Annotated in this window: 25 protein-coding genes; 12 read left to right on the top strand and 13 right to left on the bottom strand. The window is 65.4% G+C overall.

Annotated features, from left to right (window positions below; genetic code table 11):
* Positions 1-205: 205 nt before the first annotated feature.
* The 3 genes from U4Y88_RS07000 (at position 206) to U4Y88_RS07010 (ending at position 2,186) form a co-directional block, all read left to right on the top strand.
* Entirely contained in the window at positions 206-940 is a 735-nt protein-coding gene (locus U4Y88_RS07000; RefSeq protein ID WP_310634308.1) for an energy transducer TonB, read from the top strand.
* A 78-nt stretch (positions 941-1,018) separates the two neighbouring features.
* On the top strand, positions 1,019-1,747 hold the full coding sequence (locus tag U4Y88_RS07005) for a MotA/TolQ/ExbB proton channel family protein (RefSeq protein ID WP_224017904.1): 729 nt from the start codon (positions 1,019-1,021) through the stop codon (positions 1,745-1,747).
* A gap of 19 nt (positions 1,748-1,766) precedes the next feature.
* Entirely contained in the window at positions 1,767-2,186 is a 420-nt protein-coding gene (locus tag U4Y88_RS07010; protein ID WP_224017905.1) for an ExbD/TolR family protein, read from the top strand.
* Between the two features lie 458 nt (positions 2,187-2,644).
* Here the strand turns inward: U4Y88_RS07010 and U4Y88_RS07015 are convergent, their stop codons facing one another.
* Positions 2,645-3,700, bottom strand: a complete 1,056-nt coding sequence (locus U4Y88_RS07015; RefSeq protein ID WP_321783148.1) for a LysR family transcriptional regulator — start codon at positions 3,698-3,700, stop codon at positions 2,645-2,647.
* Positions 3,701-3,822: 122 nt separating this feature from the next.
* On the opposite strand from U4Y88_RS07015, the gene U4Y88_RS07020 reads away from it, so the two are divergent.
* The 4 genes from U4Y88_RS07020 (at position 3,823) to hemP (ending at position 6,306) form a co-directional block, all read left to right on the top strand.
* Positions 3,823-4,704 (top strand): pirin family protein, encoded by an 882-nt coding sequence (locus tag U4Y88_RS07020; RefSeq protein ID WP_310634311.1) that lies wholly within the window; start codon positions 3,823-3,825, stop codon positions 4,702-4,704.
* A gap of 196 nt (positions 4,705-4,900) precedes the next feature.
* A complete protein-coding gene (locus U4Y88_RS07025; RefSeq protein WP_224017910.1) occupies positions 4,901-5,299 on the top strand; it encodes an OsmC family protein in 399 nt (132 codons plus the stop codon).
* A gap of 45 nt (positions 5,300-5,344) precedes the next feature.
* Positions 5,345-5,833: an SRPBCC family protein gene (locus U4Y88_RS07030; protein ID WP_224017912.1), complete on the top strand. Its 489-nt coding sequence runs from the start codon at positions 5,345-5,347 to the stop codon at positions 5,831-5,833.
* 206 nt (positions 5,834-6,039) lie between these two features.
* Positions 6,040-6,306, top strand: a complete 267-nt coding sequence (hemP, locus tag U4Y88_RS07035) for a hemin uptake protein HemP (RefSeq protein ID WP_224017914.1) — start codon at positions 6,040-6,042, stop codon at positions 6,304-6,306.
* A 459-nt stretch (positions 6,307-6,765) separates the two neighbouring features.
* Here hemP and U4Y88_RS07040 read toward each other — a convergent pair whose 3' ends face one another.
* From U4Y88_RS07040 to uvrB, 6 genes are all read right to left on the bottom strand, one after another.
* Positions 6,766-7,173: a GlcG/HbpS family heme-binding protein gene (locus U4Y88_RS07040; RefSeq protein WP_224017916.1), complete on the bottom strand. Its 408-nt coding sequence runs from the start codon at positions 7,171-7,173 to the stop codon at positions 6,766-6,768.
* Positions 7,174-7,318: 145 nt separating this feature from the next.
* Positions 7,319-8,737, bottom strand: a complete 1,419-nt coding sequence (locus U4Y88_RS07045) for a 4Fe-4S binding protein (RefSeq protein WP_224017918.1) — start codon at positions 8,735-8,737, stop codon at positions 7,319-7,321.
* Positions 8,734-9,579 carry an FTR1 family iron permease gene (locus U4Y88_RS07050; RefSeq protein WP_224017920.1) on the bottom strand — a complete coding sequence of 282 codons (846 nt, stop codon included), beginning with the start codon at positions 9,577-9,579 and terminating at the stop codon, positions 8,734-8,736. Before U4Y88_RS07050 ends, U4Y88_RS07045 begins: the two co-directional genes overlap by 4 nt.
* Positions 9,580-9,665: 86 nt before the next feature.
* Entirely contained in the window at positions 9,666-10,019 is a 354-nt protein-coding gene (locus U4Y88_RS07055) for a cupredoxin domain-containing protein (protein ID WP_065061371.1), read from the bottom strand.
* 117 nt (positions 10,020-10,136) lie between these two features.
* Positions 10,137-10,685, bottom strand: coding sequence for an iron transporter (locus tag U4Y88_RS07060; RefSeq protein WP_224017923.1), 549 nt, complete (start codon positions 10,683-10,685; stop codon positions 10,137-10,139).
* Positions 10,686-11,017: 332 nt separating this feature from the next.
* Entirely contained in the window at positions 11,018-13,099 is a 2,082-nt protein-coding gene (gene uvrB / locus U4Y88_RS07065) for an excinuclease ABC subunit UvrB (protein ID WP_224017925.1), read from the bottom strand.
* A 464-nt stretch (positions 13,100-13,563) separates the two neighbouring features.
* On the opposite strand from uvrB, the gene U4Y88_RS07070 reads away from it, so the two are divergent.
* Positions 13,564-14,763, top strand: coding sequence for an amino acid aminotransferase (locus U4Y88_RS07070; RefSeq protein ID WP_310634314.1), 1,200 nt, complete (start codon positions 13,564-13,566; stop codon positions 14,761-14,763).
* Between the two features lie 130 nt (positions 14,764-14,893).
* On the opposite strand, the gene U4Y88_RS07075 is transcribed toward U4Y88_RS07070, so the two are convergent.
* Together U4Y88_RS07075 and U4Y88_RS07080 are read right to left on the bottom strand one after the other, a co-directional pair.
* A complete protein-coding gene (locus U4Y88_RS07075) occupies positions 14,894-16,228 on the bottom strand; it encodes a patatin-like phospholipase family protein (protein WP_321783149.1) in 1,335 nt (444 codons plus the stop codon).
* Positions 16,229-16,243: 15 nt separating this feature from the next.
* Positions 16,244-17,047, bottom strand: a complete 804-nt coding sequence (locus tag U4Y88_RS07080; RefSeq protein WP_183038243.1) for a 3-hydroxybutyrate dehydrogenase — start codon at positions 17,045-17,047, stop codon at positions 16,244-16,246.
* A gap of 357 nt (positions 17,048-17,404) precedes the next feature.
* Between U4Y88_RS07080 and U4Y88_RS07085 the strand changes: the two genes are divergently transcribed.
* Together U4Y88_RS07085 and U4Y88_RS07090 are read left to right on the top strand one after the other, a co-directional pair.
* The gene (locus U4Y88_RS07085; protein WP_224017931.1) at positions 17,405-18,376 is read left to right on the top strand and encodes a potassium channel beta subunit family protein; all 972 of its coding nucleotides are present in this window, start codon (positions 17,405-17,407) and stop codon (positions 18,374-18,376) included.
* A 249-nt stretch (positions 18,377-18,625) separates the two neighbouring features.
* Positions 18,626-19,471, top strand: coding sequence for a 23S rRNA (adenine(2030)-N(6))-methyltransferase RlmJ (locus U4Y88_RS07090; protein ID WP_224017933.1), 846 nt, complete (start codon positions 18,626-18,628; stop codon positions 19,469-19,471).
* A 148-nt stretch (positions 19,472-19,619) separates the two neighbouring features.
* Here U4Y88_RS07090 and U4Y88_RS07095 read toward each other — a convergent pair whose 3' ends face one another.
* The 3 genes from U4Y88_RS07095 to cueR all read right to left on the bottom strand — a co-directional run bounded on the left by U4Y88_RS07095 (position 19,620) and on the right by cueR (position 21,052).
* Positions 19,620-19,940, bottom strand: a complete 321-nt coding sequence (locus tag U4Y88_RS07095) for a hypothetical protein (protein WP_321783152.1) — start codon at positions 19,938-19,940, stop codon at positions 19,620-19,622.
* A 216-nt stretch (positions 19,941-20,156) separates the two neighbouring features.
* Complete coding sequence (locus U4Y88_RS07100; protein WP_074986432.1) at positions 20,157-20,303, bottom strand: DUF3563 family protein; 147 nt, start codon at positions 20,301-20,303, stop codon at positions 20,157-20,159.
* Between the two features lie 332 nt (positions 20,304-20,635).
* Positions 20,636-21,052 carry a Cu(I)-responsive transcriptional regulator gene (gene cueR, locus U4Y88_RS07105; RefSeq protein WP_224017937.1) on the bottom strand — a complete coding sequence of 139 codons (417 nt, stop codon included), beginning with the start codon at positions 21,050-21,052 and terminating at the stop codon, positions 20,636-20,638.
* Between the two features lie 178 nt (positions 21,053-21,230).
* On the opposite strand from cueR, the gene U4Y88_RS07110 reads away from it, so the two are divergent.
* Together U4Y88_RS07110 and U4Y88_RS07115 are read left to right on the top strand one after the other, a co-directional pair.
* Positions 21,231-21,434 carry a heavy-metal-associated domain-containing protein gene (locus U4Y88_RS07110; RefSeq protein WP_224017939.1) on the top strand — a complete coding sequence of 68 codons (204 nt, stop codon included), beginning with the start codon at positions 21,231-21,233 and terminating at the stop codon, positions 21,432-21,434.
* Between the two features lie 13 nt (positions 21,435-21,447).
* The gene (locus tag U4Y88_RS07115) at positions 21,448-22,380 is read left to right on the top strand and encodes an SDR family oxidoreductase (RefSeq protein ID WP_321783153.1); all 933 of its coding nucleotides are present in this window, start codon (positions 21,448-21,450) and stop codon (positions 22,378-22,380) included.
* A gap of 63 nt (positions 22,381-22,443) precedes the next feature.
* On the opposite strand, the gene U4Y88_RS07120 is transcribed toward U4Y88_RS07115, so the two are convergent.
* Positions 22,444-25,968 carry an error-prone DNA polymerase gene (locus U4Y88_RS07120; protein WP_321783155.1) on the bottom strand — a complete coding sequence of 1,175 codons (3,525 nt, stop codon included), beginning with the start codon at positions 25,966-25,968 and terminating at the stop codon, positions 22,444-22,446.
* Between the last annotated feature and the right edge of the window lie 9 nt (positions 25,969-25,977).

Here is a 25,977-nt window from a genome sequence, read left to right on the forward strand (position 1 = left end):
GCGCTTTACCGCCGACAGCAAGCCAGTTTCTTGACCAGCCAGCTAGCGCCTGTTTCCTTTTTCCCGGAGGATGCCCGCTATGGAATTGCTGATCGGATTCGTGACCACCGTGTGCATCTCGCTGTTGATTTTTCGCCCATAAAGCTGCCTGTAGCGACGCGTTGCCCAGCCTGCGCGCCGTCGTTATCCGGGCGGCAACGCTAATATGCAGGCTACCCAAACCACCGCTAGCGCGTTCTCGTTTCCCGCCGTCCGCACGAACCGCCGAGTCGTGACGGCGAGCGCGATCGTCATCGCGCTCCACGCCGCGCTCATCGCCGTCGTGCTCATGAAACGCGACGCCGTCACGCCGGTCGCCCTCGAATCGCAGACGATCACGGCCGAGCTGCTCAAGCCCGAACCGGTCGCCGCGCCCGCCGCGATCCAGTCCACGCCCACGCCGCCACCGCCCAAACCGGTACCGGTCAAGCACGAAAAGCCCAAGGTCCAGCCCAAGCCGAAACCCACGCCCACCCCGCCGCTACCGGTCGCCGACTCGCCTTCGCAGCACGTCGTGGAAACGCCCGCTCCGTCGCAGCCGGCTCCGCCCGCGCCCACGCCGCCGGCTCCGGCCGCCCAGGCCGCACCCGCGGTCGGCAAGCCGACCATGGCCCTGACGGCGCCGAAAAACGTGTCGCACCTGGAGTGCAACATCGTCAAGCCCGACTACCCGACGCTGTCGCGCCGCCGCGGCGAAACCGGCACCGCCTATGTCCACTTCGTGGTGGGCCTGACCGGAAAGATCGAGAATATCGAGCTGAAGAAGAGCAGCGGCTACAGCCGTCTCGACGACGCCGCGATGGGCGCGATGCGCGACAGCTCGTGCAAGCCGTACCTGGAGGACGGCCAGCCCGTGCGCGCCGCCTACACGCAGCCTTTCGGTTTCACCCTCGACGATTGACGACGCCCGGTGTAACGGCAGCGCCATCCGTCTGAATGAGAATCACAACGTTTAACGCATCGAATCAAGGAAAAAAGCATGCAGAGCTACGGTATCGCCCACGTTTGGGCGCAAGGGGATTTCGTCACACGCGGCATCGCGCTCGCGCTGTTGATCATGTCGGTGCTGTCGTGGTGCGTGATCGTCATCAAGGGCTGGAACGTCGCGCGCCTCAAGCGCCTCACGAAGAACGCCGAACAGCAGTTCTGGCACTCGGACGACCTCGCCGACGGCGTCAAGAAGCTCGGCACCGGCACGCCTGAGGACAATCCGTTCCTCGCGCTCGCGCTCTCGGGCCAGGAAGCCGCCGATCACCATCACCAGACGCAGCCGCATCTGCACGACCGCATGGACGTGTCGGACTGGGTCACGCGCTGCCTGAAGGACACGATGGACGAGTCGGTCGCGAAGATGCAAAGCGGTCTCGCGATCCTGGCCTCGATCGGCAGCACGGCGCCGTTCGTCGGTCTGTTCGGCACGGTGTGGGGCATCTATCACGCCCTGCTCTCGATCGGCGCGACGGGCCAGACCTCGATCGACGCGGTCGCGGGTCCGGTCGGCGAAGCGCTCATCATGACGGCGTTCGGCCTGTTCGTGGCGATTCCGGCAGTGCTCGGCTACAACGCGCTCACGCGCGCCAACAAGTCGATCGTGACGAAGCTCAACCGCTTCGCGCACGGCCTGCACGCGTTCTTCGTGACGGGCGCGCGTCTGTCGTCGACCACGGCGAAGAACGGCAACCTGCGCGTCGCCGCACGCAGCCACTAATTCGCGGAGGCAAGCAAACATGGCGATGAGCCCCTTTGCCAGCGATGACGACGATGGCCTGATGAACGAGATCAACATGACGCCGCTCGTCGACGTCATGCTGGTTCTGCTGATTGTTTTCATGGTGACGATCCCCGTGATCCGCCACGCCGTGAAGATCGACCTGCCCCACGCGAGCAGCGTGAAGGAAGACAGCAAGCCCGCGCAGATCAACGTATCGATCGAAGCGGACGGCACGGTGCTGTGGGACGGCGACGCCGTCAACGACGATCAGCTCACGGCGAAGATCGCGGCGGCCGCGCAGCAGCAGCCGCAGCCCGAACTGCATCTGAACGCCGACCGCAAGGTGCAATACGAAAAGGTTGCCCAGGTGATGTCGGCCGCGCAGAGCGGCGGTCTGACGAAGCTCGGTTTCGTGACCGATCCGGCGCATCACTGATGCGTTGATCCGCACGTCAAACGCGGGATAAAACGCGCGGCGCTCATCGCCGCGCGTTTTTGTTTTCAGGCCTTGTTTTCAGGGCCCAAAAGTAAAAGGCCTTCATCGTCAGATGAAGGCCTTTTTTCGTGCGCACGCAGCGCATTCGGGCGGTGGCGACACTCCCCGACAATCGATCGGTTCACATCGGCACATGCGACTGCCGTGGTCGACACGGACTGCGCTTTCAGCCCTGAAGGCCCACTATGATAGCGGCCATCTAATCCCGCTCAAGACCGGTGCTTGGCGAGACGGCTTCAATATATGCCTCCCGCCGCACACGTTCAATAGTTCGGCCATTGAAAGTAACGATTGCCGGCCGCGCTTAAATGCCAAAAGGCAAAGACGTGACACGCGCGCGCGGATGTTCGCAAAGCTTCGAGCGCGTTGACCCGCAACGCGACGCAAGCCGTTTCGACTCAAGCCGTTTCGATATTGCTCGGCGACTTCGTGCGCGGCCGGCCGCCCGTCGAAAGCGAACTGCTGGGTCCCTGATTGCCCTGCGCCTGGTTCTGTGCGGCAAGCGCGGCGATCTCGCTGCGAAGCGGACATTCCTGCTGAAGACCCTTGTCGGCGTCGAGCACTTCGACGAGGTAATCGACGAACGCGCGCACGGCGGGCACCATGCCCTGACGCGAGAGAAACACCGCATAGAGCTGCGGCACCGGCAGCGTCCAGCCCGGCATCACCGGCGAAAGCTTGCCCGAGCGCAGCGCGGCGCCGTACATCATCTCCGGCATCGCGGCGATACCGAGGCCCTGCAACGCAGCCTCGCGGATCGTCGTGAGGTCGGCGCTGATGAGGCGCGGCTCGTGTTCGTGCGCGTGGCGCGTGCCGTCCGGCGCGATCAGCTGAAAGACGTGGCGGCCGTCGCCCGTGGGCGTGTCGAGCGTCTCGAAGCGGGACAGATCGTCGGGCGTGAGCGGCGGCGCGTTCTGCGCGAGCAGGCTCGGCGCGCCCACCAGCATCTGCTCGGTGCGCCACAGCGGACGCACGACGATATTGGCGTTCTGCGGCGGCTCCGAGCGCACGCGCAAGGCGATATCGACGGAGTCCTCGAACAGATCGATTACGCGATTCGTCACGCGCATCACCACCCGCACTTCGGGATAGCGATGCATGAATTCGGGGATGATCTGCGAAAAGATGGTCTGCGACAGCGTGACCGGCACGCTCACGCGCACCGTGCCGCGCGGCGAGGAACGCAGCGACTGCACCACGTTCACGGCGGCCTGCGCCTCGGCGAGCATGGCGCGGCAGTGCTGGTAGAACAGCTCGCCCGCCTCGGTGAGCGCGAGCTTGCGTGTGGAGCGTTGCAACAGACGCACGCCGAGCGACGACTCCAGCTCGCTCACGCGCCGCGACAGCCGCGACTTCGAGATGCCGAGCACCCGTTCGGCCGCCGAGAATCCGCCGTGCTCCACCACCTGCGAGAAGTACATCAGGTCGTTCAGGTTGTGCGAATCGATTTTCATGTCGTCGTTCCAGCGATGGGACAATCCATTGCGATCAGGCGGTCAAACAGGCCAAATCGGCTACCTATAATAGCGGTTTGTTTCGCATATCGCGCAATTCCCATTTTTCCGAGGTGATATCCATGCCGGCCATCCGCTCGATCGAACGCGTCTTTCCTGCTGTTCGCACCACCGAGGGCGGAGGATTCATCGTCCACCGCCCGTTCCCCACCCGTCAGTTGATGGATTTCGACCCGTTTCTGCTGCTCGACGAAATGGGCCCGACCGACTACGCGCCCGGCGCCGCCAAGGGCGCGCCCGACCATCCGCATCGCGGCTTCGAGACGGTCACGTACATGCTCGCGGGCCGCTTCGGCCATAAGGACTCGTCGGGCCAGTCGGGCACGCTGAACCCCGGCGACGTGCAATGGATGACGGCGGGCGCGGGCGTGATCCACAGCGAGATGCCCGACCCCGAGTTCACGCGCACGGGCGGCCGCATGCACGGCCTGCAGCTGTGGGTGAACCTGCCTGCGCGCGACAAGATGATCGCGCCGCGCTATCAGGAGATGCCGCACGCGAGCATTCCGCAGGGACGCTCGGCGGACGGCAAGGCCACGGTCAAGGTGATCGCGGGCGAATCGCTCGGCGCGCAGGCGGCGATCGAGACGCGCACGCCGATCCTCTATCTGCACTTCACGCTCGCGCCCGGCGCGCGCGTCGAGCAGCCGGTGCCGCACGCGTGGAACGTGTTCGCTTACGGTCTCGCGGGCAAGGCGCTGTATGGCGATCACGCCGAGGCGATCGACGCGCAGAACATGGTGGCTTTCGCCGGCGACGGCGAAACGGTGACGATCGCCGCGCCCGCCGACGCGACGGAGCCGGTCGAAGTGCTGCTGATCGGCGGCCTGCCGCTCAACGAGCCGGTGGTGCGCTACGGCCCGTTCGTGATGAACACCGAAAACGAGATCCGCCAGGCGGTGCTTGACTATCAGGCTGGTCGTATGGGTCGTATTACGCACTGAGCCCCCCCTAGCCCCCCCCCCAAAGGGGGGGGAAGCACTGGGGAGACGAAAGCACCCGGGGGACGGGGGGCGAAAGCCCCCAGCGGCGCGTAGCGCCGCTTTTTGTCACAATAAGCGTTCACTGGCCGCACCCCGCCCGCTGCATCGCGGGCGCCGCGGCCACTCTCCGTTCAACCGTTCCGTTAGCGAGAAGCGCATGAGCGATTCCGTAGTCACCGCACACATCGGCTCGACCAACTACCAAGTCCAGTTCGACGACGGCACCCACACCTGGATCGCCGACGAACCGGCCTCGCTCGGCGGCGGCGACCGCGGGCCCACGCCCTTCTCGCTGCTGCTATCGAGCCTGGGCGCCTGCACGTCGATCACGCTGAAGATGTACGCGCAGCGCAAGGAATGGCCGCTCGACGGCGTGCGCGTGAAGCTCTCGATGGAAACCGGCAGTGCGGGCACCACGATCGACCGCCAGATCGCGCTCGAAGGCAATCTCTCGGAGGACCAGCGCGAGCGCCTCCTGCAGATCGCGAACGCGTGCCCGGTACATAAAGTGCTCACGAATACGATCACGATCCGCTCGGGTCTCGTCGTCGCCTGAAGACGGCGCGCCCGGCGCACGGACATAGACACACAGGACGTAGCCTTGAATTTCGAACACCTTATCCAGATCAACGACCCGCAGAACCCGCTCGTCCTGCCCATGACGCGCGAACAGCTCTGGGAAGGCCTCGTGCTGCGCGCGGAGCAGCCGCAGTTGTTCGTGATCGGCCTCGACGGCTGCACGATCCTCTCGCACGAGGCGAACACCATGGAGCGCGAGCTGCATTACGGCCAGGCCACGGTGCGCGACCGCGTGACGTTCACGCTCAACGAGAGCGTGCGCTACGACATCCTGCCGACGGCCGAGCACGTCGGCGGCTCGCTGACGATGACGATCGAGGAACCGGAGGAGGCGCAGCTGTTCCTGCGCTTCGAGTACCGCACCACCCTGCCGACCGCCGAGAACGAAGACGATCGTCAGACCTCGGAGATCGTGAAGTCGGCGTATCGCGAGTCGGATATCGACACCGTGCGGCTGATCCGCCAGTACGTGCAGGGCATGCCCGGCGAGCTGGACGCGCCGCTGCATTGAGGTTTGGAGGCACGCGCGCGGGTAAAACCGCGCGCGCACCGAGCTTGTACCGGGCCGCGTCAGGCTTGATTTGTAAGCTATTTTTCACGCGACACGCATAAAGCTATCGACGCACGAATCCGATGAATTTATCGCAGTTGAAAATAGGAACGATTATCATTTAGAATTCATCCATCGAATCGAGACACGCACAAGACGTCACGTTCATGACTGAATTCAACCGCTCATCGACACTCAGCCTGCGCCGCAACGGTTCCGCGCTGACCGGCTCGCGACCCGCGAAACCCGTCACCGTCGCCGCTGCCGCCCGCAAGAGCGCCGACACCGCCAGCACGGCAGCACCCGCCAGCAGCGAGCGGACGCTCGACAGCACGGCCCTGCTGCAAGGCCGCAGCCACGTGAGCATCCTGCACAACGGCGAGACGTATCAGCTGCGCGCCACGCGTCTGGGCAAGCTGATTCTCACCAAGTGAGGCAGACGAGTTTGTTGTAGTACCGAGTATTGTGGGGACCGCCTCCATCGAGAGGCGTTGGGCAGTAGCCAGCAACGACGGCTTGCACGCGAGATCTAGACCCCTTCGTGCAGACATCCTTCAAGCCAGCCGTCACAGCAAGCCAAGCCATTTTTTTGTTCTCACCTGTGATGACGGAGCGGCGCGCGAAGCGTGCCCGCCCGAGGCGAGCGCCGCGGCAATGTCCGCGGCGTTTGTCATTGCTATGGGGTATTTTTTGTGTGCCGCCTGGGGATGGCAGCCAACGCTCGCCGTCTTGTTCGACTGTGCTGCTCGATACAGCAGCGATGCGTGAGCCGCGATTATAACCACAGCTCCGCGTCGCCGCGCGTAAACCCTGGCGGTTTGCTCGGGATTGCCGGATCACTCCGGGCAATCGATGAGCATCCCTAAGCGTATTCGGACGTAAGACGACCGAATCTACTCGATGCCGAGCGCCGCGATACCGGCGCGCGCGATCTCCGCATCCTGATCGGACTTCACGCCCGACACGCCCACCGCGCCGATCACATCGCCGTTCACGACGATCGGCACCCCGCCCTCCAGCATCGCCGTCATCGGCGCGCTCAGGAACGCCGTGCGGCCCTGGCGGATCGCCTCCTCGTAGAGCCGGCTTTCGCGACGTCCGAGCGCCGCCGTGCGCGCCTTGCCGGGCGCCATCTCCGCGCTGATCGGCGGCGCGCCGTCGAGGCGGCGCAAGAACAGCAGATGCCCGCCGTCGTCGACGATCGCGATCGTCACGTTCCATTCGTTCGCACGGGCGTGCGCGGCGGCCGCATCGGCCACCTTCGTCACATCTTCTTCGGTCAGAACTGCTCGCGTTCGCATACGTCTCTCCGAAAAGTCAAAAACCGGGTGGCAAGGGCCAACCCGGTTTTTGAGATTAACATCCGGCGGCGCGCCGCGACACGCTGATCCCGCATATAGCGTCCGCTCGCGATGAAGCGCTTAGTGAACGATCCGTGAACGACGATCAGCGCGTCCAGCCCCAGAACATCAGCCACCACGCACTGTCGACCACCGCGAGCGCGAGCGCGAAGCCCACGAAGGCGAGTCCGCGCTGCCAGAAACGCGTGCTGTAGCGGCCCGTCACGCGCCACGCGAGCCACGCGCTCCACAGATTCGTGATGACGAGAATGCCGATCCGCACCTCGGTCGCCCAGTCGAGCGGCACGTGTTCGGCGCGCAGCAGCGAGAGCGTCGTGGCCGACAGGCCGAGGAACACGCCCGCGCCCGCGAGCGGAATCAGCGACTGTGCGAGGTGATGCAGGCGGCGCATCTCGAAGCGGCCGAGCATCGCGCTCGACGCCGCGAGAATCGCGAACAGCACCGTGCCGTAGATCAGCCCCGTCGTCATGATGTAGCCGACGATCATGGTGCCGTCGAGCCACGAGAACACGTCGTTCTGCGCCGGATAGTGCGTGAGCAGGAACCACGGCGCATTCGTTTCGAGCGGCCAGGTGATGTCGCGGTCGATCAGCCAGCCCGCGAGCCACTGCTTGATGTCGATGAACCACGGCGAGCCGGTCCAGTGGAACGCGCCGATCGCGATGCCGAGCAGGCCGTAGAGAATCAGCGCCGTGTCCCAGCCGCTGGCCTGGCTGTCGCCGAGTTCGACCACTTCTTCCGCGGGCGAGCGCCACGTCAGCGCGATGGCGTCGCGGTGGCCGCTGCAGCGTCCGCACATATGGCACTGCGCGGCGCCCTTCATGTTGCGCAGGGGCACGAGCGGCGCGCAGTTCACGGGAATCACGCGCTGCCCGCCGTGCTCGCCGTGCGTGTACGAGTTGCGCCAGGCGTCTTCGTCGACCTTGAAGCGGAACGGCGCGAGGCGCGCCAGAAGCGCAAAAACCCCGTTCACGGGGCAGAGGTATTTGCACCAGACGCGTTTCTCGCGTCCGTACAGGAATCCGATAATCATGGCGCCGAGCGTCGATCCTCCCAGCACCAGCAACACCGCCTTCGGGTACTGGTAGACGCTCACCATCTGGCCGTAGATGGTGGTCAGGCCGAAGGCCACGAACGGCCAGCCGCCCCAGCGCATCCAGCGCGGGATCGCCCAGCCGCGCCCGAACTTGCTGGCGAACTCGGTGAGCGCGCCTTCGGGGCACAGCACGCCGCACCAGACGCGTCCGAGCATCACCATCGAGAGCAGCACGAACGGCCACCAGATGCCCCAGAACACGAACTGCGCCGCGAGCGTGAGGTTGTTCCAGAGGTGCGCCGTGTCGTCGGGCAGCGGGATGACCGCGGGCACGAGAATCAGGAACGCGTAAACGGCGACGACGACCCACTGCACAGCGCGGATCACCGCACTGTGCCGTTGCATCCATTGGCCCGCCTGGGCCAGCTTGCCCCGCTTCTGAAGCGGCGGGGCCGATGCACAACTCATGCTGCCTTCCTTTTGGTCACGGCGGCGTGACGTCCGCTCGCGCGGCGCGCGAGGAACCACACCACCAGCCAGTATGCCGCGTAAGCAATCAGGTTCATCAGCGCCGGATGCGCACGATAACCCGTGAGCGTCGCGACGAGCGAACCGAAGGTGCTCGAATCGTCGAGGATCGCCGACGAATTCCACACCTGGTCGACGATGGTCGGCAGGATTTCCTTGTCGATCAGCTTGTCGACGCCCGTCTGGAACAGGCCCGCGCCGAGGAACAGCAGCATGATCTCGGTGACGCGGAAGAAGTAGCGCCACGAGAAGTACTTGCCGCCCAGTTGCAGGATGTAGAACGTCAGGAACGCGAGGCCGAGGCCGAGCAGCACGGCGACGTACTGGCTCAGATCGACGTGACCCGACTGGCCGAAGCCGAGGCCGTACAGGAAGATCACCGTTTCGCTGCCTTCACGCGCGATGGCGAGCGCGACCAGCACCGTGATGCCCCACCAGTTCGCGTCGCGCGTGCTTTTCTCCAGCGACTCTTCCATCTCGCGCTTGAGCGTGCGGCCGTGCTGCTTCATCCACAGCACCATCTGCACGATCAGCACGCAGGCGACCAGCACCATGCCGGTCTGGAAGTAATCCTGGGCGTCGCCCGAGAGCACTTCGGTGAAGCCCACGAGCGCCGCGCCCAGCGCGATCGCCGCGAGAATGCCCAGACCCACGCCGGCCCACAGATACGGCAGGCCGCGGCGCGCGTCGGCGTCGCCGTTCTTCAGCCACGCATAGAGAATGCCGACCACGAGCAGCGCTTCCACGCTCTCGCGCCAGACGATGAACAATACCTGACCCATTCCTTACCTCCTGCCGCCGGCTCATGCGCCGGCCACGTTCTTCACTTCGCGACGATCGCCGCCCTTGTCGGAACCCGACGCTCGCCTTACTTCGCGACGATCACGCCCTGCGCCTGCTGATGGAAATCGTCGAAAAACTTGTACTCGCCCGGATCGAGCGGCGCGATCACGACGAACGAATCCGCGCCCGGCGCCAGCACTTTTTCCTTGCGCAGCTGGACGCTCTCGAACTCGGCCGCGCCCTTGCCCGTGTTACGCACCTCGATCTTGATGCGCTTGCCCGCCGGCACTTCGATGCGCGCGGGATTCAGCTTGCCGTCGGTCATTTCGAGCTTGAACGTCGGCAGATCCTCGGCGTGCGCCACCGTGGCCACGCCCGCCAGCGACGCCGCAAAAGACGCGCTGAGCGCGAGCGCCGCAAACTTGCGAATTCCAGTCATCAGTCTTACCTGCTCCTTCGTGTGCGGCGCGCATTCGCTGCGCGCGACTCGGGGTCCTGCTGGATGCATCGCGACGCGGCCCGCGCAGCGTCTGGCGCGCGCGGGCCGCATGCGGATTTAGTAACCGCCCTTCTTGCCGATGCCCGCGAACGGGAAATCGTATTCGATCGTGATGGGCTTGAACCACGCGCCCACGCCGGTTTCCTTGTCGACGTGACGGCCGAACGCCATGTGGCCCGTCTGCATCGGCGCCTCGACGATCAGCTTCAGATGGTACTTGCCGGGACCGGCGAGCTTGACGTTGTCGCCGTAGTGCGGACCGTCGTTGGCGACCATCGGCATCAGGTCGCCCTTCTGCACATAGCTCGAACCCGGCTTCGAGAGTTCGTAGTGGACCTGCAGATACGGCATCCAGTCGCCTTCGGCGAAACCGGTCGGGTTGTTCTTGACCGCGTGGATGTCCGACTCCAGGTGGATATCCGAGTCCGACGCCTTGCGCATCATGCCTTCCGGCTCCATGGTGATCGGCTGCAGATAGACCGCGCCGATTTCCATGCCGCCCTGGATGACCTGCTTGCCGATCGGGTATTCAGCCGCCTGGGCCGAGAACGCCGCCGCTGCGGCCGCCATGACGACGGTGCCGCGCACGAAAGATTGGATCCGCATCGAAACTCCTGATTTTTTTATGAGTGATACCACCGAACCGACAACGCGCATCAACCTGAAAACGTTAATGCGAACAATTCTCAATAATGGCGGAGTTTAACACCTAAGACAGTGCGGAACAATTTGTGAAAGCCAGAAAACCCTATCCCCACAGGGTTTTAGCAGCGTTATGTTAACGGAAGCTTACGGCTGCTTCCGATTCTATTTTCGGGTTTTATCGAGGCGAAAGCGAATCGCAGGATCGTGCACTAAAAAGTGCCGCGACCGGCGAAAGCCAAACACAAGGCGCGCCTCGAAACACCGCGCGCCCCCGGCTTTCGCGCGCATCGCGATCACGCCGGATGGTCGTCCACGTTTGCGCCGAACACGCGCCGGCGCAGGACGGCCAGTTGGTCGCGCGTCTGCGCGGCCTTCTCGAATTCGAGGTTCTTCGCGTAGTCCATCATCTGCTTTTCGAGCTTCTTGATTTCCTTGGCGATCTGCTTCTCGGACATGTCCTCGAACTTCGCGCGCTCCTGCTCCTCGCGCAGCTCGGCGCGCGCTTCGTCCACGTTGTAGACGCCGTCGATGATGTCCTTGATGCGCTTGACTACGCCGCGCGGCACGATGCCGTGCTCCTCGTTGAAGGCCATCTGCTTGGCGCGGCGGCGCTCGGTTTCGTCGATGGCCTTGCGCATCGAGTCGGTGATGCGGTCGCCGTAGAGAATCGCCTTGCCGTTCACGTTGCGCGCCGCGCGGCCGATCGTCTGGATCAGCGAGCGCTCGGCGCGCAGGAAGCCTTCCTTGTCCGAGTCGAGAATCGCCACGAGCGAAACCTCGGGAATATCGAGGCCCTCGCGCAGCAGGTTGATGCCGACCAGCACGTCGAAGGTGCCCAGACGCAGGTCGCGGATGATTTCCACGCGCTCGACCGTGTCGATGTCGCTATGCAGATAGCGCACCTTCACGCCGTGATCGGCGAGGAATTCGGTGAGCTGCTCGGCCATGCGCTTGGTCAGCGTGGTGACCAGCACGCGCTCGCCCACCGCCACGCGCTCGTTGATCTCGCCGAGCACGTCGTCGACCTGGGTGGACGCCGGACGCACCTCGATCACCGGATCGACGAGACCCGTGGGCCGCACGACCTGTTCGGCGATCTGGCCCGTGACCCGCTTCTCGTAGTCGGCAGGCGTCGCCGACACGAAGACCACCTGGCGCATCTTGTGCTCGAACTCGTTGAACTTGAGCGGCCGGTTGTCGAGCGCCGACGGCAGACGGAAACCGTAATCGACGAGATTTTCCTTACGCGCGCGGTCGCCGTTGTACATGCCGTTGAACTGGCCGATCAGCACGTGCGACTCGTCGAGGAACATCATCGCGTCGGACGGCAGATAGTCGACCAGCGTGGGCGGCGGCTCGCCGGGCAGCGCGCCCGAAAAGTGCCGCGAATAGTTCTCGATGCCCTTGCAGAAGCCCAGTTCCTGGAGCATTTCGAGGTCGAAGCGCGTGCGCTGTTCGAGGCGCTGCGCCTCCACGAGCTTGCCTTCGGTGTGGAAGAACTCCAGCCGGTCGCGCAATTCGGTCTTGATCGTTTCGACGGCGCGCAGCACGGTCTCGCGCGGCGTCACATAGTGCGACGACGGATACACCGTGAAGCGCGGAATCTTCTGGCGCACGCGGCCCGTGAGCGGATCGAACAGTTGCAGCGTTTCCACTTCGTCGTCGAACAGCTCGACGCGCACGGCCATTTCGGCGTGCTCGGCCGGGAAGATGTCGATGGTGTCGCCGCGCACGCGGAAGGTGCCGCGCTGGAAATCCTGCTCGTTGCGGCTGTACTGCATGGCGATCAGGCGCGCGATGACGTCGCGCTGACCGAGCTTGTCGCCCTGGCGCAGCGTGAGAATCATCTTGTGGTACTCGGACGGATTGCCGATACCGTAGATCGCCGACACGGTCGCGACGATCACCACGTCGCGGCGCTCCATCAGGCTCTTGGTCGCCGACAGCCGCATCTGCTCGATGTGCTCGTTGATCGACGAATCCTTCTCGATGAAGAGATCGCGCTGCGGCACATAGGCTTCCGGCTGGTAGTAGTCGTAGTACGAGACGAAATACTCGACGGCGTTGCGCGGAAAGAACTCGCGGAACTCGGCGTAGAGCTGCGCGGCGAGCGTCTTGTTCGGCGCGAACACGATGGCCGGACGGCCGAGGCGCGCGATGGTGTTCGCCATCGTGTAGGTCTTGCCCGAGCCCGTCACGCCGAGCAGCGTCTGGAACGAGAGACCGTCGCCCACGCCCTCGCAGAGCGTTTCGATGGCCGTCGGCTGGTCGCCGGCCGGCAGATACGGCTGATAAAGCTGGAACGGCGAGCCTTCGTACTGGACGAATTTCGACTCGTCGAGCGCGGGCGCGTCGGCCACGGAATGGTCGGACATGGGTGACATCCTGTGCGCGGAGCAAACAACTATTCTAGCGTCTCGCCCGATCTTGCCGGGGGGCGAGCCTGGGAGGCCGCCAGGCGAGGCGGTGCGGGTTCGGCGCGCGGTCTGGAACCGTTAATCGCCGCCGGCACGGTCTGCACCATCGGCAAGGTGCAAGCGCAGCCTGGCAAGCACCGCAGATGGGGCGTCGCACGCCGCGCTACAAGGGCCGCGCCGCACGCCGCGGCGCAAATTCACGTGCAAGCGCGGGTGCGGCGACACGAAATGGCCCCGCTGACGTCGCAGTCGGCGGAAATACGGCCAGAGGATTCGCTACAATAGCGAGTTGCGTGGCCGGCTGCCCGGCGCTCGTCGCTAGCGAGGAGCGCGCCAGAGAAGTCCCGAATTTGCCGAAGCACCGGCGGATATCGGCAGCGTGTGGTCCACCGAGCATCTCCCTTCACTTTTGCCGAACCATCATGTCCCTCTTTTCCGCTGTCGAACTCGCCCCCCGCGACCCGATCCTGGGTCTGAACGAAGCCTATAACGCCGATGCGCGCGCGACCAAGGTGAACCTCGGTGTGGGCGTGTACACCAACGAGGACGGCAAGATTCCGCTGCTGCGCGCGGTGCGCGATGCGGAAAAGGCCCGCGTGGAAGCCGGCCTGCCGCGCGGCTATCTGCCGATCGAAGGCATCGCCGCCTATGACGCCGCTGTGCAAAAGCTGCTGCTCGGCGACGACTCGCCGCTGCTGGCCGCAGGCCGCGTCGTCACGGCGCAGGCGCTGGGCGGCACGGGCGCGCTGAAGATCGGCGCCGACTTCCTCAAGCGCGTGAACCCCAACGCCAAGGTCGCGATCAGCGACCCGAGCTGGGAAAACCACCGCGCGCTGTTCGAAAGCGCGGGCTTCGAAGTCATCGCCTACCCGTACTACGACGCGCAGACCAACGGCGTGAACTTCGAAGGCATGCTGAGCGCGCTCAACGGCTACGCCGCGGGCACGGTCGTCGTGCTGCACGCGTGCTGCCACAACCCGACCGGCGTCGACCTCACGATCGACCAGTGGAAGCAGGTGATCGAAGTCGTGAAGGCGCGCGAGCTCGTGCCCTTCCTCGACATCGCCTATCAAGGTTTCGGTGACGGCATCACCGAAGACGGCGAAGTCGTGCGCCTGTTCGCCGCTTCGGAACTCAACGTGTTCGTGTCGTCGTCGTTCTCGAAGTCGTTCTCGCTGTACGGCGAGCGCGTCGGCGCGCTGTCGATCATCACGAGCAGCAAGGAAGAATCGACGCGCGTGCTGTCGCAACTGAAGCGCGTGATCCGCACGAACTACTCGAACCCGCCGACGCACGGCGGTTCGGTGGTCGCCGCCGTGCTCGGCTCGGCCGACCTGCGCGCCATGTGGGAAGCCGAACTCGGCGAAATGCGCAACCGCATCCGCGCGATGCGCACGGGCCTCGTCGAGCGCCTGACGGCTGCCGGCGTCGACCGCGACTTCAACTTCATCAACGTGCAGCGCGGCATGTTCTCGTACTCGGGCCTGACGGCGGCGCAAGTCGACCGCCTGCGCGAAGAGTTCGGCATCTACGCCGTGAGCACGGGCCGCATCTGCGTGGCCGCGCTGAACACGCGCAACCTCGACGCCGTCGCGACCGCCGTCGCCGCCGTGCTGAAGTAAGCGATTCGCCTCGACGCGCCGTTTTCGAACGGCGCCTTGAAGCCGCGATAAAAAAGGCGTCCGTTCGCAAGAACGGACGCCTTTTGTTTTGGCGCGAGCTTCTGCGCTCGCCGCCGCGCAGATAAAACGCTCAGCCGTGCCCGCGCATGTCGCGATGGATATCGTGCGTGACAAAGCCCGAATCGTTGTCGGGCTTGTCGAGCCAGCCCGGCTGTGCGAGCGACGCGCGAATGTCCTGCAGGCCGCTCGTCCAGTGCTCGCGCATCGTTGAAATACCGAACTGGAAGTCCTTGAAGTGGCCTTCGTACTCCTTGTGCCGGTAGATCAGGTGGATCACGTTGTACTTCTTCGAGCACGAGAGTTCGTCCGCCAGCTCGACCCACGTATCCTGCCGATGTTCGGGCGCGACACGCTCCAGCACCTCGCGCAGCACATGCCGGAAACGCTGCGAGCGTTGCAGCATGTCCGTGACCAGACGCGTGCGGCTCGAATACTGGATGTCCTTCATGCGGCCCTGCACGTCGGTGATGTTGTCGGGCACCGGACCGCGCGCGCTCCACAGATCGACCTGAAACGCGAGCGTGTCGCGCCGCGGCGTGGTCTGAATGACCTCGTAGAGCGGCGTGTTCGACATCAGGCCGCCGTCCCAGTAATATTCGCCGTCGATTTCCACCGCCGCGAAGCCCGGCGGCAGCGCGCCCGACGCGATGAAATGCTCGGGGCGCAGCGTGGTGGTCGTGTTGTCGAAGTAGACGAAGTTGCCCGTGCCCACGTTCACCGCGCCCACCGACACACGCGTCTCGCGCGAATTGATGCGATCGAAATCGCAGAGCCGTTCGAGCGTGGCCTTGAGCGGCGTGGTGTCGTAGTAGCTCGCCTTACCCGGCTCGCCCGACGCCGTGGGCAGCGGCGGCGGAAAGCGCGGCGTGAAGAAACCCTTCTGCCCTTCGATCACCGCGCCCGCCGCCTGCAAGGCCGTGAAGCTCTTGCGCACGGCGTCGCCGGAATTGAACAGCGCGTGCTCGATGAAAGCCGGCAACGGCGGACTCCAGGCGGGCTGGCAGATCGTTTCCCAGAACTCGCGCAAACGCGCCACGCGATGCTCGGGCGCGTTGCCCGCGATCAGCGCCGTATTGAGCGCGCCGATGGAAATGCCCGCGATCCAGTTGGGCGTGATGCCCGCCTCGACCAGCCCTTCGTACACGCCCGCCTGATACGCGCCGAGCGCGCCGCCGCCTTGCAGCGTGAGCGCGACCGTCTCCCATTGATCGGAGTCGCTCGCACAGCGCGAGACGCGCGGCTGCGCGCCGGGGTGCGGAGCGGACTTCGAAGCCGCTTGTGAGGACGCTTGTAAAGCCGCTTGTAAATCGGCCTCGGCGTCAGCCTGCGCGCCCGAGGCGGCGCCCACGCCGGTCGCGTCGTCGACGGCGCTCGACCGGGCCTGCCCTTTCTTGCGTTGCGCCATGACCGGTCCTCCGCGTTACTGCATGAACCAGCCGTGGCTCACCACGAACGACTGGCCCGTGAAGGCCGCCGTGGGGAACGCCGAGAGGAACAACACCGTTTGCGCGACGTCTTCGACGGTCGTGAAGATGCCGTCGACGGTGCCGCCCAGCATCACGCGCTTGACCACTTCCTCTTCCGAAATGCCGAGTTCCTTGGCCTGCTCGGGAATCTGCTTTTCGACCAGCGGCGTGCGCACGAAACCCGGACACACCACGTGCGAGCGCACGTTGTGCTTGCCACCTTCCTTCGCGAGCACGCGCGCGAGGCCGAGCAGCGCGTGCTTGGCCGCCACGTAGGCCGACTTGAGCGGCGACGCCTCGTGCGAGTGCACCGAACCCATATAGATCACCACGCCGCCGCGGTCGTCCTTGTACATGTGCTGGAGCGCGGCCTTGGTCGTGAGAAAGGCGCCGTCGACGTGAATCGCCTGCATCTTCTTCCAGTCGGAGAACGCGTAGTTCTCGATGGGATTGACGATCTGGATGCCGGCGTTCGACACGAGGATGTCGATCGAGCCGAATTCGGCGGCCACGCGGTCGATGCCCTGATTCACGGCGTCTTCGTTCGTGACGTCCATGGCCACGCCGATGGCTTTGCCGCCCGCGCCCTTGATCTCTTCGGCGACGGCGTCGGCGCCGCTCTGGTTGAGGTCGGCGATAGCGACGGCCGCGCCCGCCTGGGCGAGCGTCAGTGCGATCTGCTTGCCAATACCGCTGGCCGCGCCGGTAACGACCGCGACCTTGCCATCGAGCTTCGAATTCAGAGTGAGAGACGACATCGAGCACCTCCAGGAATGGGAACAACGACGTAGAAGAGATGAGACCTCGACACGCACAACCCGTCAAACCTGTCGAATGGCGTAAGCGTTTTCCTGCATTTTCCCTACGCCATCCGGCCGGATGTTGCGCCGCGGCCAACCGCGCTATTGTGCATGAAGCCGAGTGCCCCGCGTGCCGATCTGAGCAAGGCGGCGCGTGCTTGCCGCAGCGCATCGTGGCGCGCCGGTGCCACGGCTTCAGGAGCGGCTTCACGCGCGGCCGCACAACCCGCTGTACAACCGCTTGTACGACACAGCGCGCGCTCAGCGCCGCCGCCGCGATCGTGCTAACTTTGCGTGCTCAACAAGGAGGCGTTCATGAACTATCGGCGACTGGGCCGCTCGGGCCTGCAGGTTAGCGAACTGTCTATCGGCTCGTGGGTCACGTACGGCAATCAGGTCGACCGCAATCTCGCGCGCGAATCGCTCGCCGCGGCGCGCGACGCGGGCGTCAACTTCTTCGACAACGCCGAGGTCTACGCAGGCGGCCAGTCCGAGGAAATCATGGGCCAGGCGCTCAAGGAACTGGCCTGGCCGCGCGTGAGCTACGTGGTCTCCACCAAGTTCTTCTGGGGCTTGAACGAAGCGCCCAACCAGTACCACACGCTCAATCGCAAATATCTGCTGAACGCCATCGACGAGTCGCTCAAGCGGCTGCAACTCGATTACGTCGACCTCGTGTTCTGCCACCGCCCCGACCCGAACACGCCCGTCGAGGAAACCGTCTGGGCGATGAGCGACATGATCACGCGCGGCAAGGCCTTGTACTGGGGCACGTCGGAATGGAGCGCGGACGAGATTCGCGCCGCGTGGGAAATCGCCGAGCGGCATCATCTGCACAAGCCGGTCATGGAGCAGCCGCAGTACAACCTGTTCCATCGCCGCCGCGTGGAAGACGAATATCGCCGTCTGTACGAAGACATCGGCCTCGGCCTCACCACGTGGAGCCCGCTCGCCTCGGGCCTGCTGACCGGCAAGTACCGCAGCGGCGTGCCGTCGGACAGCCGCGCGCAACTGCAAGGCTACGACTGGCTGCGCAAGGAAGTCACCGACGCGGACAAGAACGCCATCGTCGGCCGCCTCGCCGACTTCGCGAAGGAACTGGGCTGCACGGTCGGCCAGCTCGCGCTCGCGTGGATCCTGAAGAACCCGAACGTGAGCACGGTGATCACGGGCGCGTCGCGTATCGAGCAGATCGGCGAGAACATGAAGGCGCGCGAAGTGGCCGAGAAAATCACGCCGGAAGTGAAGGCGAAGATCGAGGCGATCGTCGGCGAGCAGTACGAGTAAGGCGGGTCGTGTTGCGCGTCATGTTGCGAGTCAGGCCGCGCTGTACGACGCTGTACAATACGCGGCTTCGCCGGCGCGACATGTTGCTCGAGACCTTTGAGACACCCGGAACGCCGCCGGCGCGCATCGCCAGCGGCGCGTCTCTCAAGAGACGTCTCGAAAGAGCCTGAGCACCGCCGTTTTTCGTTTCACCGCCATTGGCGCGCGTGCGCGCGCGCCGGTCGCCACCTTCCTCGCGTCCGCCCCATCATGCTGAGCTACCGCCACGCTTTCCACGCCGGCAATCACGCCGATGTCCTCAAGCACGCCGTCGTCGTGCAACTGCTGCATTACCTCAGCAAGAAGGACAAGTCGTACTGGTATATCGATACCCACGCGGGCGCGGGCGCCTATGCGCTGCGCGAGGGCTACGCCACCAAGAACGCCGAATTCGACACCGGCATCGGCAAGCTCTGGGGCCGCACCGACCTGCCGCCGATGCTCTCGGATTACGTCGACGAAGTCGCGGCGCTGAATCCCGACGGCCATCTGCGCTTCTATCCCGGCTCGCCCTATCTCGCATGGCGCCTGATGCGCGAGCAGGACCGCATGCGTCTGTTCGAGCTTCACAGCACCGAAATCGACGTGCTGCGTCATCGTTTTCACGACGCCGGCCGCCGCGTGATGATTTACGCGGGCGACGGCTTCGACGGCGTCAAGACGCTCCTGCCGCCGCCGCCGCGCCGCGCGCTGGTGCTGATCGATCCGTCGTTCGAGGACAAGCGCGACTACTCGCGCACGGTCAAGTGCGTCGAGGAAGGGCTGGAGCGTTTTGCGACCGGCACCTACGCGGTCTGGTATCCGCAGGTCACGCGGCCCGAATCGCAGCGCTTTCCCGAGCAGCTCAAGCGTCTGCAGGAAAAGAACTGGCTGCACGTCTCGCTGTCGGTGAAGCGTCCGCCGCGCGATGGTTTTGGTCTGTTCGGCAGCGGCATGTTCATCGTCAACCCGCCGTACACGCTGGTTGCCGCGCTCAAGGAAACGATGCCCTGGCTCGTCAAGACGCTCGGCGAGGACGACGGCGCGCAATTCAAGCTCGAATCGCGCGGCGACTGACGCCAGGCGCGACCCTGCGGCATGCCCGTTTGCTGTATTTCTTTCTCGCCGCGCATCCGGCGCGGCGTATCGCGTGCTCGTGCACGTATCTCGTCCAGATACCCGCCGTTAGTTGCCGCGCCTGGCGGCAGCCATCAAGCGCCGCGCCTTATTGCTGAGGCGCGTACTGCTGCGGCGTGGGCCGCGGACGCGGCGGCCGTCCGCCCCCGCCGCCCGGCACTTCCACATACGGCGCAACGATGATCGGCTGCTGCTGAGTGCTGCCGTCCGTCGGCAACTGCTGCATCGGCACCATCTGCGACTGGCCGAGCGGCGCATTCTGCAACACGATGCCCTTCTGGCCGTCGCTGATCCCGTGCTGCGTATCGAGGATCAGCGGCTGCCCCGCCTGCGCGCCCGCGCTGGTCAGCGCGGCGATCGCCACGATCGCAACGACGCGCACGGAATGGTGAAAAAAGCTGACTGACACGCTGACTGACGCCATGAACCGTCCCCCGGTAGATAAAAGCGACTCCACTGTGTTGTCGGCTTGTCGCAAAAAAGACTTTACCTTACCGCGGTGGGAAGGCTGAGACTGCCTTCATCGGAGCGCTTTGGACGCCGGAGCGCCGGAGCGCCGGAGCGCCAGAAATGACAAAGCCCCGCCAGTGCGGGGCTTGCGACAGCGCAGATTGCCTGCGGCTGCTTACAGCGAGTAGCCGTTCGATTCGAGCGAGCGGATGCGCTGTTCGAGTTGCACGATGTCCGACGAGGAAGCGAGATACGCTTCGCGGCGACGACGTTCGGCAGTTTCAAACCAGGTGCTCAGCTTTTCAAGAAGGTACGCAAACATGATGATGTTCTCCAAGGATCTGTGTATCCCCGGTGGATTTTGCATCAGGGATTACCCTCGTAAGGGATAACCCGCATTATAGCGGTTGCACCTGAATTTGCTAGTGAATTGCTCGAATGCGGTGCATTCCAGTTTGGAATAATGCGCCGCGCGTATTTGGCAACTTGATGATTTATCGACACATTCCACGCCACGATCGCCCTACGTCACGGGCTGACGGCGTTTTACGCACCACTTTTGTGCAAATCACCGCCACCAGCGCACCGGTTGCGACAATTTGCCTGAACAGGTTGCACCTTTCGATCGGCAACTCGGTCGGCAAATCGAGCCGCTCAGGCCTCGCTACCCTGCGCGACCGGTTCGGGATCGGCAAGCCGCTCGATGATCGGGCAGTCGGGCCGGTCGTCGCCGTGGCAGTGCGCGGCCAGATGGCGCAGCGTGTCGCGCATCTGCGTGAGTTCGGCGATGCGCTGGTCGAGTTCGGCAACGTGCTCCATCGCGATCGCCTTGACCTCGGCGCTCGCGCGCGAGCGGTCGTGCCAGAGCGCCAGCAGGCGGCGGATGTCGTCGACGAGAAAACCCAGACGCCGCGCCTGGCGGATGAAACGCAGCGCGTGCACCTCCTCCATGCCGTACACGCGGTAGCCCGCTTCCGTGCGCGCCTTGGGCGCGAGCAGGTCCACGCTCTCGTAATAGCGGATCATTTTCGCGGTGACGCCCGATGCGCGCGCCGCTTCGCCAATGTTCATGCTGCTCTCCTGCCGAAATTCCAACGATTCTTTGATGCTACACCTTCCCATGATGGGAAAGTCCAGCGCTCACCGGCTGCCCTGCCGGTAAGCGCCGGACACCCACTGGCATAATCCGGCGCAGGCCGCATATGTCGTTTGTCTTTCCGTTCCGTTCACTCAGCAAAAGGAAATCACCATGATCCAGTTCAACGTCGAAGGCATGAGCTGCCAGCACTGCGTCGGCGCCGTCACGCGCGCGATCCACGAACAGGACGCCGCCGCCAAGGTCCAGATCGACCTGGCCGCTGGCCGCGTGAGCGTCGAATCGACCCAGAGCGCCGACGTGCTCAAGGCCGCCATCGACGAAGCCGGCTACACGGTCAAGAGCACGGCGGCCTGAGGCCGGGCGCGCCATGTTCAAGGTCGCCGTCATTGGTGCGTCCGGGCTGCTCGGACGCGCGCTCGTGCGCGAACTCGCCGCCGAAACCGGCTGGGAAGTCGTGCAGACCGCGCACAGCCGCGTGGGGCCACATCAGGTCGCGCTCGACATCCGCGACGCGCACGCGGTCGCGGCCTTCGTCGCGCGCGAGGCGCCTGACGCCATCGTGATCGCCGCCGCCGAGCGCCGTCCCGATGTCTGCGAGCACGATCCCGTTGCGGCGCGCGCGCTCAACGTCGACGCGGTGCGCAGCATCGCCACGGCGGCGAAGGCGCGCGGCGCGTGGGTGCTGTCGATTTCCACCGACTACGTGTTCGACGGCACGCAGCCGCCGTATTTGCCGGACGCCGCGCCGAATCCGCTTAACGCCTACGGCCGCAGCAAGCTCGAAGGCGAGCGCGCGCTGCTCGACGCGAGCGACGATGCGCTCGTGCTGCGTCTGCCGCTGCTGTACGGTCCGATCGTCGACTGGAACGAATCGGCGGTCACGAGCCTCGTGCCGCCGATCCGCGCGGCGGCTTCGTCGGATGCGAACGCCGTGGCAAAGCCCGCGCCGATGGACGCCTGGGCCACGCGCTATCCGACCTTCACGCCCGACGTGGCCTTCGTGATCCGCGAGTTGCTCACGCGCTGCGCGGACGGCGAGGCCGTGCGCGGCATCGCGCAATGGTCCGGCGACGAGCCGATGACCAAGTACGAGATCGCGCAGCGCATCGCGCGCGCGCTCGGCATCGAGGCGCAGCTGATCGCGCTGACGCAGCCGACGGATGCGACGCCGCGTCCGCGCGACTGTCATCTCGATTCGGGCCGCCTCGAAGCGCTCGGCATCGGGCGGCGCACGCCGTTCGACGCGGGCATCGGCGCGGTGCTCGATGCGTTCGCGCGCGAATACGCGGACAAAAACTAAGCCTCGCGGCGATGCGGACAACACTGCCCGCATCGCCCTCTCCCCTCGCCGTCAAAAACGCTCTCAGTGGAAGTTACGGCTTTCCGTCGCGAGCCGCCCGAGCAAACGGCTGTGATCTTCGAGCCGATGCGCGACCAGGTGCACCACCTCGCCCTCGCGCTGCACGACGCCCGCCACCGCCAGTAGCGACGCCCCGAGCAACTCCTTGCGCTGCGACTCCACGAGCGCCGCGTGCACGATCACGTTGATCGAGCCGGTTTCATCCTCCAGCGACACGAAGATCGTGCCCTTCGCCGTGCCCGGCCGCTGCCGCACCGTGACGATGCCGCACACGCGCGCGAGCATGCCGTGGCGGCAGCGCGCGAGTTGCGCCGCGCTGCGAAACCGCTGCTTCGCGAGCCCTTCGCGCAGCAGTTCGAGCGGATGGCGATTGAGCGTGAGGCGCAGGCTCGCATAATCGGCGACGATTTCCGCGCCTTCCGACGCGCGCGGCAAGTCGAGCCGCGCCTCGGCGACGGGCGCGTCGCGCAGCAGCGCCGGCACCGCATGCTGCGCGGTCACGGCCCACCACGCTTCGCGTCGATGCCCGGCGATGCTCGCTAGCGCATTGGACGCCGCCAGCGCTTCCAGCTCGCGGCGCGTGAGCCCGGCGCGGCGCGCGAGGTCGTCGACATCGGTGAACGGCGCCTGGGCGCGCGCGGCCATCACGCGATGCGCGGCAGCTTCCGAAAAACCCTTGATGAGACTGAAGCCGAGCCGCACCGCCGGACCGTGGCGGCCGTAATGGCGCGGCGCGAGCAGGACACGCGCGCGCACGACGCCGCGATAGCCGCGCATGAGCGGGCGGCGGCGCGCTTTCGCTATCGCTTTCGTTTCCGCTTTCGCCTTCGTCCTCGTCAGCGCGTTCGCATCGTTGAACGTCGCGGCACGCAGCAACGCGCGATAGCGCGCCACCTCGGCGCAACGCGTAGCCTCGCTGGCCGCGTCGGCGGCGAGACGCACGCCCGGCGCGCCGCGCACTTCCAGCACCGACTCCCAGTCGCTCAAGCCGATATCGGGCGCGCGCACCTTCACGCCATGCCGCTTCGCGTCCTGCACGAGTTGCGACGGCGAATAGAACCCGAGCGGCTGACTGTTCAGCAAGCCCGTGAGAAACGCGGCGGGCTCGTAGCGCTTGAGCCACGAACTCGTGTAGACGAGCAGCGCGAAACTCGCCGCATGACTCTCGGGAAAGCCGTAATCGCCGAAACCCTCGATCTGCTTGCAGATGCGTTCCGCGAACTCCGGCGTATAGCCCTTGCGCAGCATGCGCTCCGTCAAGTCGGCCTGATACGGACGCAGATCGCCATCGCGCCGCCACGCCGCCATCGCGCGGCGCAGCTTGTCGGCTTCCTCGCCGGTGTAGTCGGCGGCGACCATCGCGAGGTGCATGACCTGCTCCTGAAAAATCGGCACGCCGAGCGTGCGTTCGAGCACCGGCCGCAGTTCCTCCTTCGCATACTCCACCGCTTCCTCGCCATGCCGGCGCTTCAGATACGGATGCACCATGTCGCCCTGAATCGGCCCCGGCCGCACGATCGCCACCTGAATCACGAGGTCGTAATACGTCCGCGGCCGCAGACGCGGCAACATACTCTGCTGGGCGCGCGATTCGATCTGGAAGACGCCGACCGTATCGGCATGCGTGCACATCTCGTAGACCGCCCGGTCCTCGACGCCGATGTCCTGCACGCGGAACTGCGGCAGCCCGCGCCGCAGCGCGACGCATTCGAGCGAGCGCCGGATCGCCGAGAGCATGCCGAGCGCGAGCACGTCGACTTTCAGGAGACGCAGCGCGTCGATGTCGTCCTTGTCCCACTCGATCACGTAGCGATCCTTCATCGCCGCGTTTTCGATCGGCACGAGCCGCGAGAGCTTGTCGCGCGCGATCACGAACCCGCCCACGTGCTGCGAGAGATGACGCGGAAAGCCGCGCAGCTCGCGCGTGAGGCGAATCAGCTGCTGCGTGACGTGCGAATCGGGCGAAAAGCCCGCCTCCTGAAGATGATGCGCGATCGAATCGGGACCGTCCCACCACTGATGCGCGCCCGAGAGTTTTTCGACCAGCATGGTGTCGAGCCCGAGCGCCTTGCCCACGTCGCGCAACGCGCTGCGCGAGCGATAGGTGATGAGCGTCGCGGCCAGCGCGGCGCGGCGCGTGCCGTATTTGCGATAGATGTACTGAATGACTTCCTCGCGGCGCTGATGCTCGAAATCGACGTCGATGTCGGGCGGCTCGTTGCGCGCGCGGGACAGAAACCGCGCGACCAGCATGTTCATGCGCACGGGGTCGATCTCCGTGATCATGAGGCAGTAGCAGATCACCGAATTCGCCGCCGAACCGCGCCCCTGGCACAGGATCTTCTGCTCGCGCGCGAAACGCACGATGTCGTGCACGGTGAGGAAGTATTTCTCGTACTGCAACTCGGTGATCAGCGCGAGTTCCTGCTCGATCTGGCCTTTGCGCTTCTCGTTCAGGCCGTCGGGCCAGCGCTCGTCCGCGCCCTTCATGACGAGCTTGCGCAGCCACGTGCCCGGCGTTTCGCCGGGCGGCACGAGTTCCTCGGGATATTCGTAGGCCAGCTCGCCCAGGCTGAACGTGCAGCGGCGCGCGACGTCGAGCGTCGCGTCGAGCGCCTCGCGCGGATAGATCGCGCCGAGCCGCACGCGCGAACGCAGATGGCGCTCCGCGTTGACCTCCAGCGCACGCCCGCACGCGGTCAGCGGCTTGCCGATGCGGATCGCGCTCAGCGTGTCCTGCAAGGGCTTGCGCGAGCGCGCGTGCATCAGCACGCCGCCCGTCGCCACGAGCGGCAGGCCGCTTTCCTGCGAGACGTGGCGCAGGATTTCGATCTGCGCGTCGTCGCTGCCGGTCTGCCAGAGTTCGAGCGCGAGCCACGCGCGCTCGGCCGCGAAACCCGCGAGCCAGTGCGCGGCGCGCAAGGTCTGCGCGAGCGTGGCCGCGCGCTGCGGCACGAGCAGCAGCACGCAGTCGCGCAGATGCTTCAGGTGCGTGAAATCCTGGGTGGGATCGGCGGCATGCGTCTGCGGATCGGTGAAGTCGGACGGCGTCACGCGGTACTGCCCCTTCGGCGCGCGCGAACGCGCGAGCGTGATCAGCTCGCAGAGATTGCCGTAGCCCTCGCGGTTCATCGCGATCGCCACGAGCGTGCAGAACGGCGCGCCGTCTTCGTCGACGAGATTCAGTTCGCTGCCCGTCAGCAATTGCAGCGACGGCACGAACGGGCCGGGCGTGCGCGCCTCGGCGTGCGCCTTGCGGCGCGCTTCGTCGTAGTCGTTGAGCGCGCTCCAGGCGCGCACGATGCCCGCGAACGAGCACTCGTCGGTGATGGCGAGCGCGCGATAGCCGTGACGGATCGCCTGCTCGACCAGCTCGCTCGGGCGCGACGCGCCGCGCAGGAACGAGAAGTTGGTCAGGCAGTGCAGCTCCGCATACTCGGGCAATTGACCCGGCAGCTGCGCAGGCAGTGGCGAAGACGGCAATGAAGGTTGCGCGGGCAACGAATCGCCCGCTCCGCTGATCGACATGATGCTCGA

This window comes from Paraburkholderia sp. J94 (genome assembly GCF_905220285.1).
In the GTDB taxonomy this organism is placed as follows: Bacteria; Pseudomonadota; Gammaproteobacteria; order Burkholderiales; family Burkholderiaceae; genus Paraburkholderia; species Paraburkholderia tropica_A.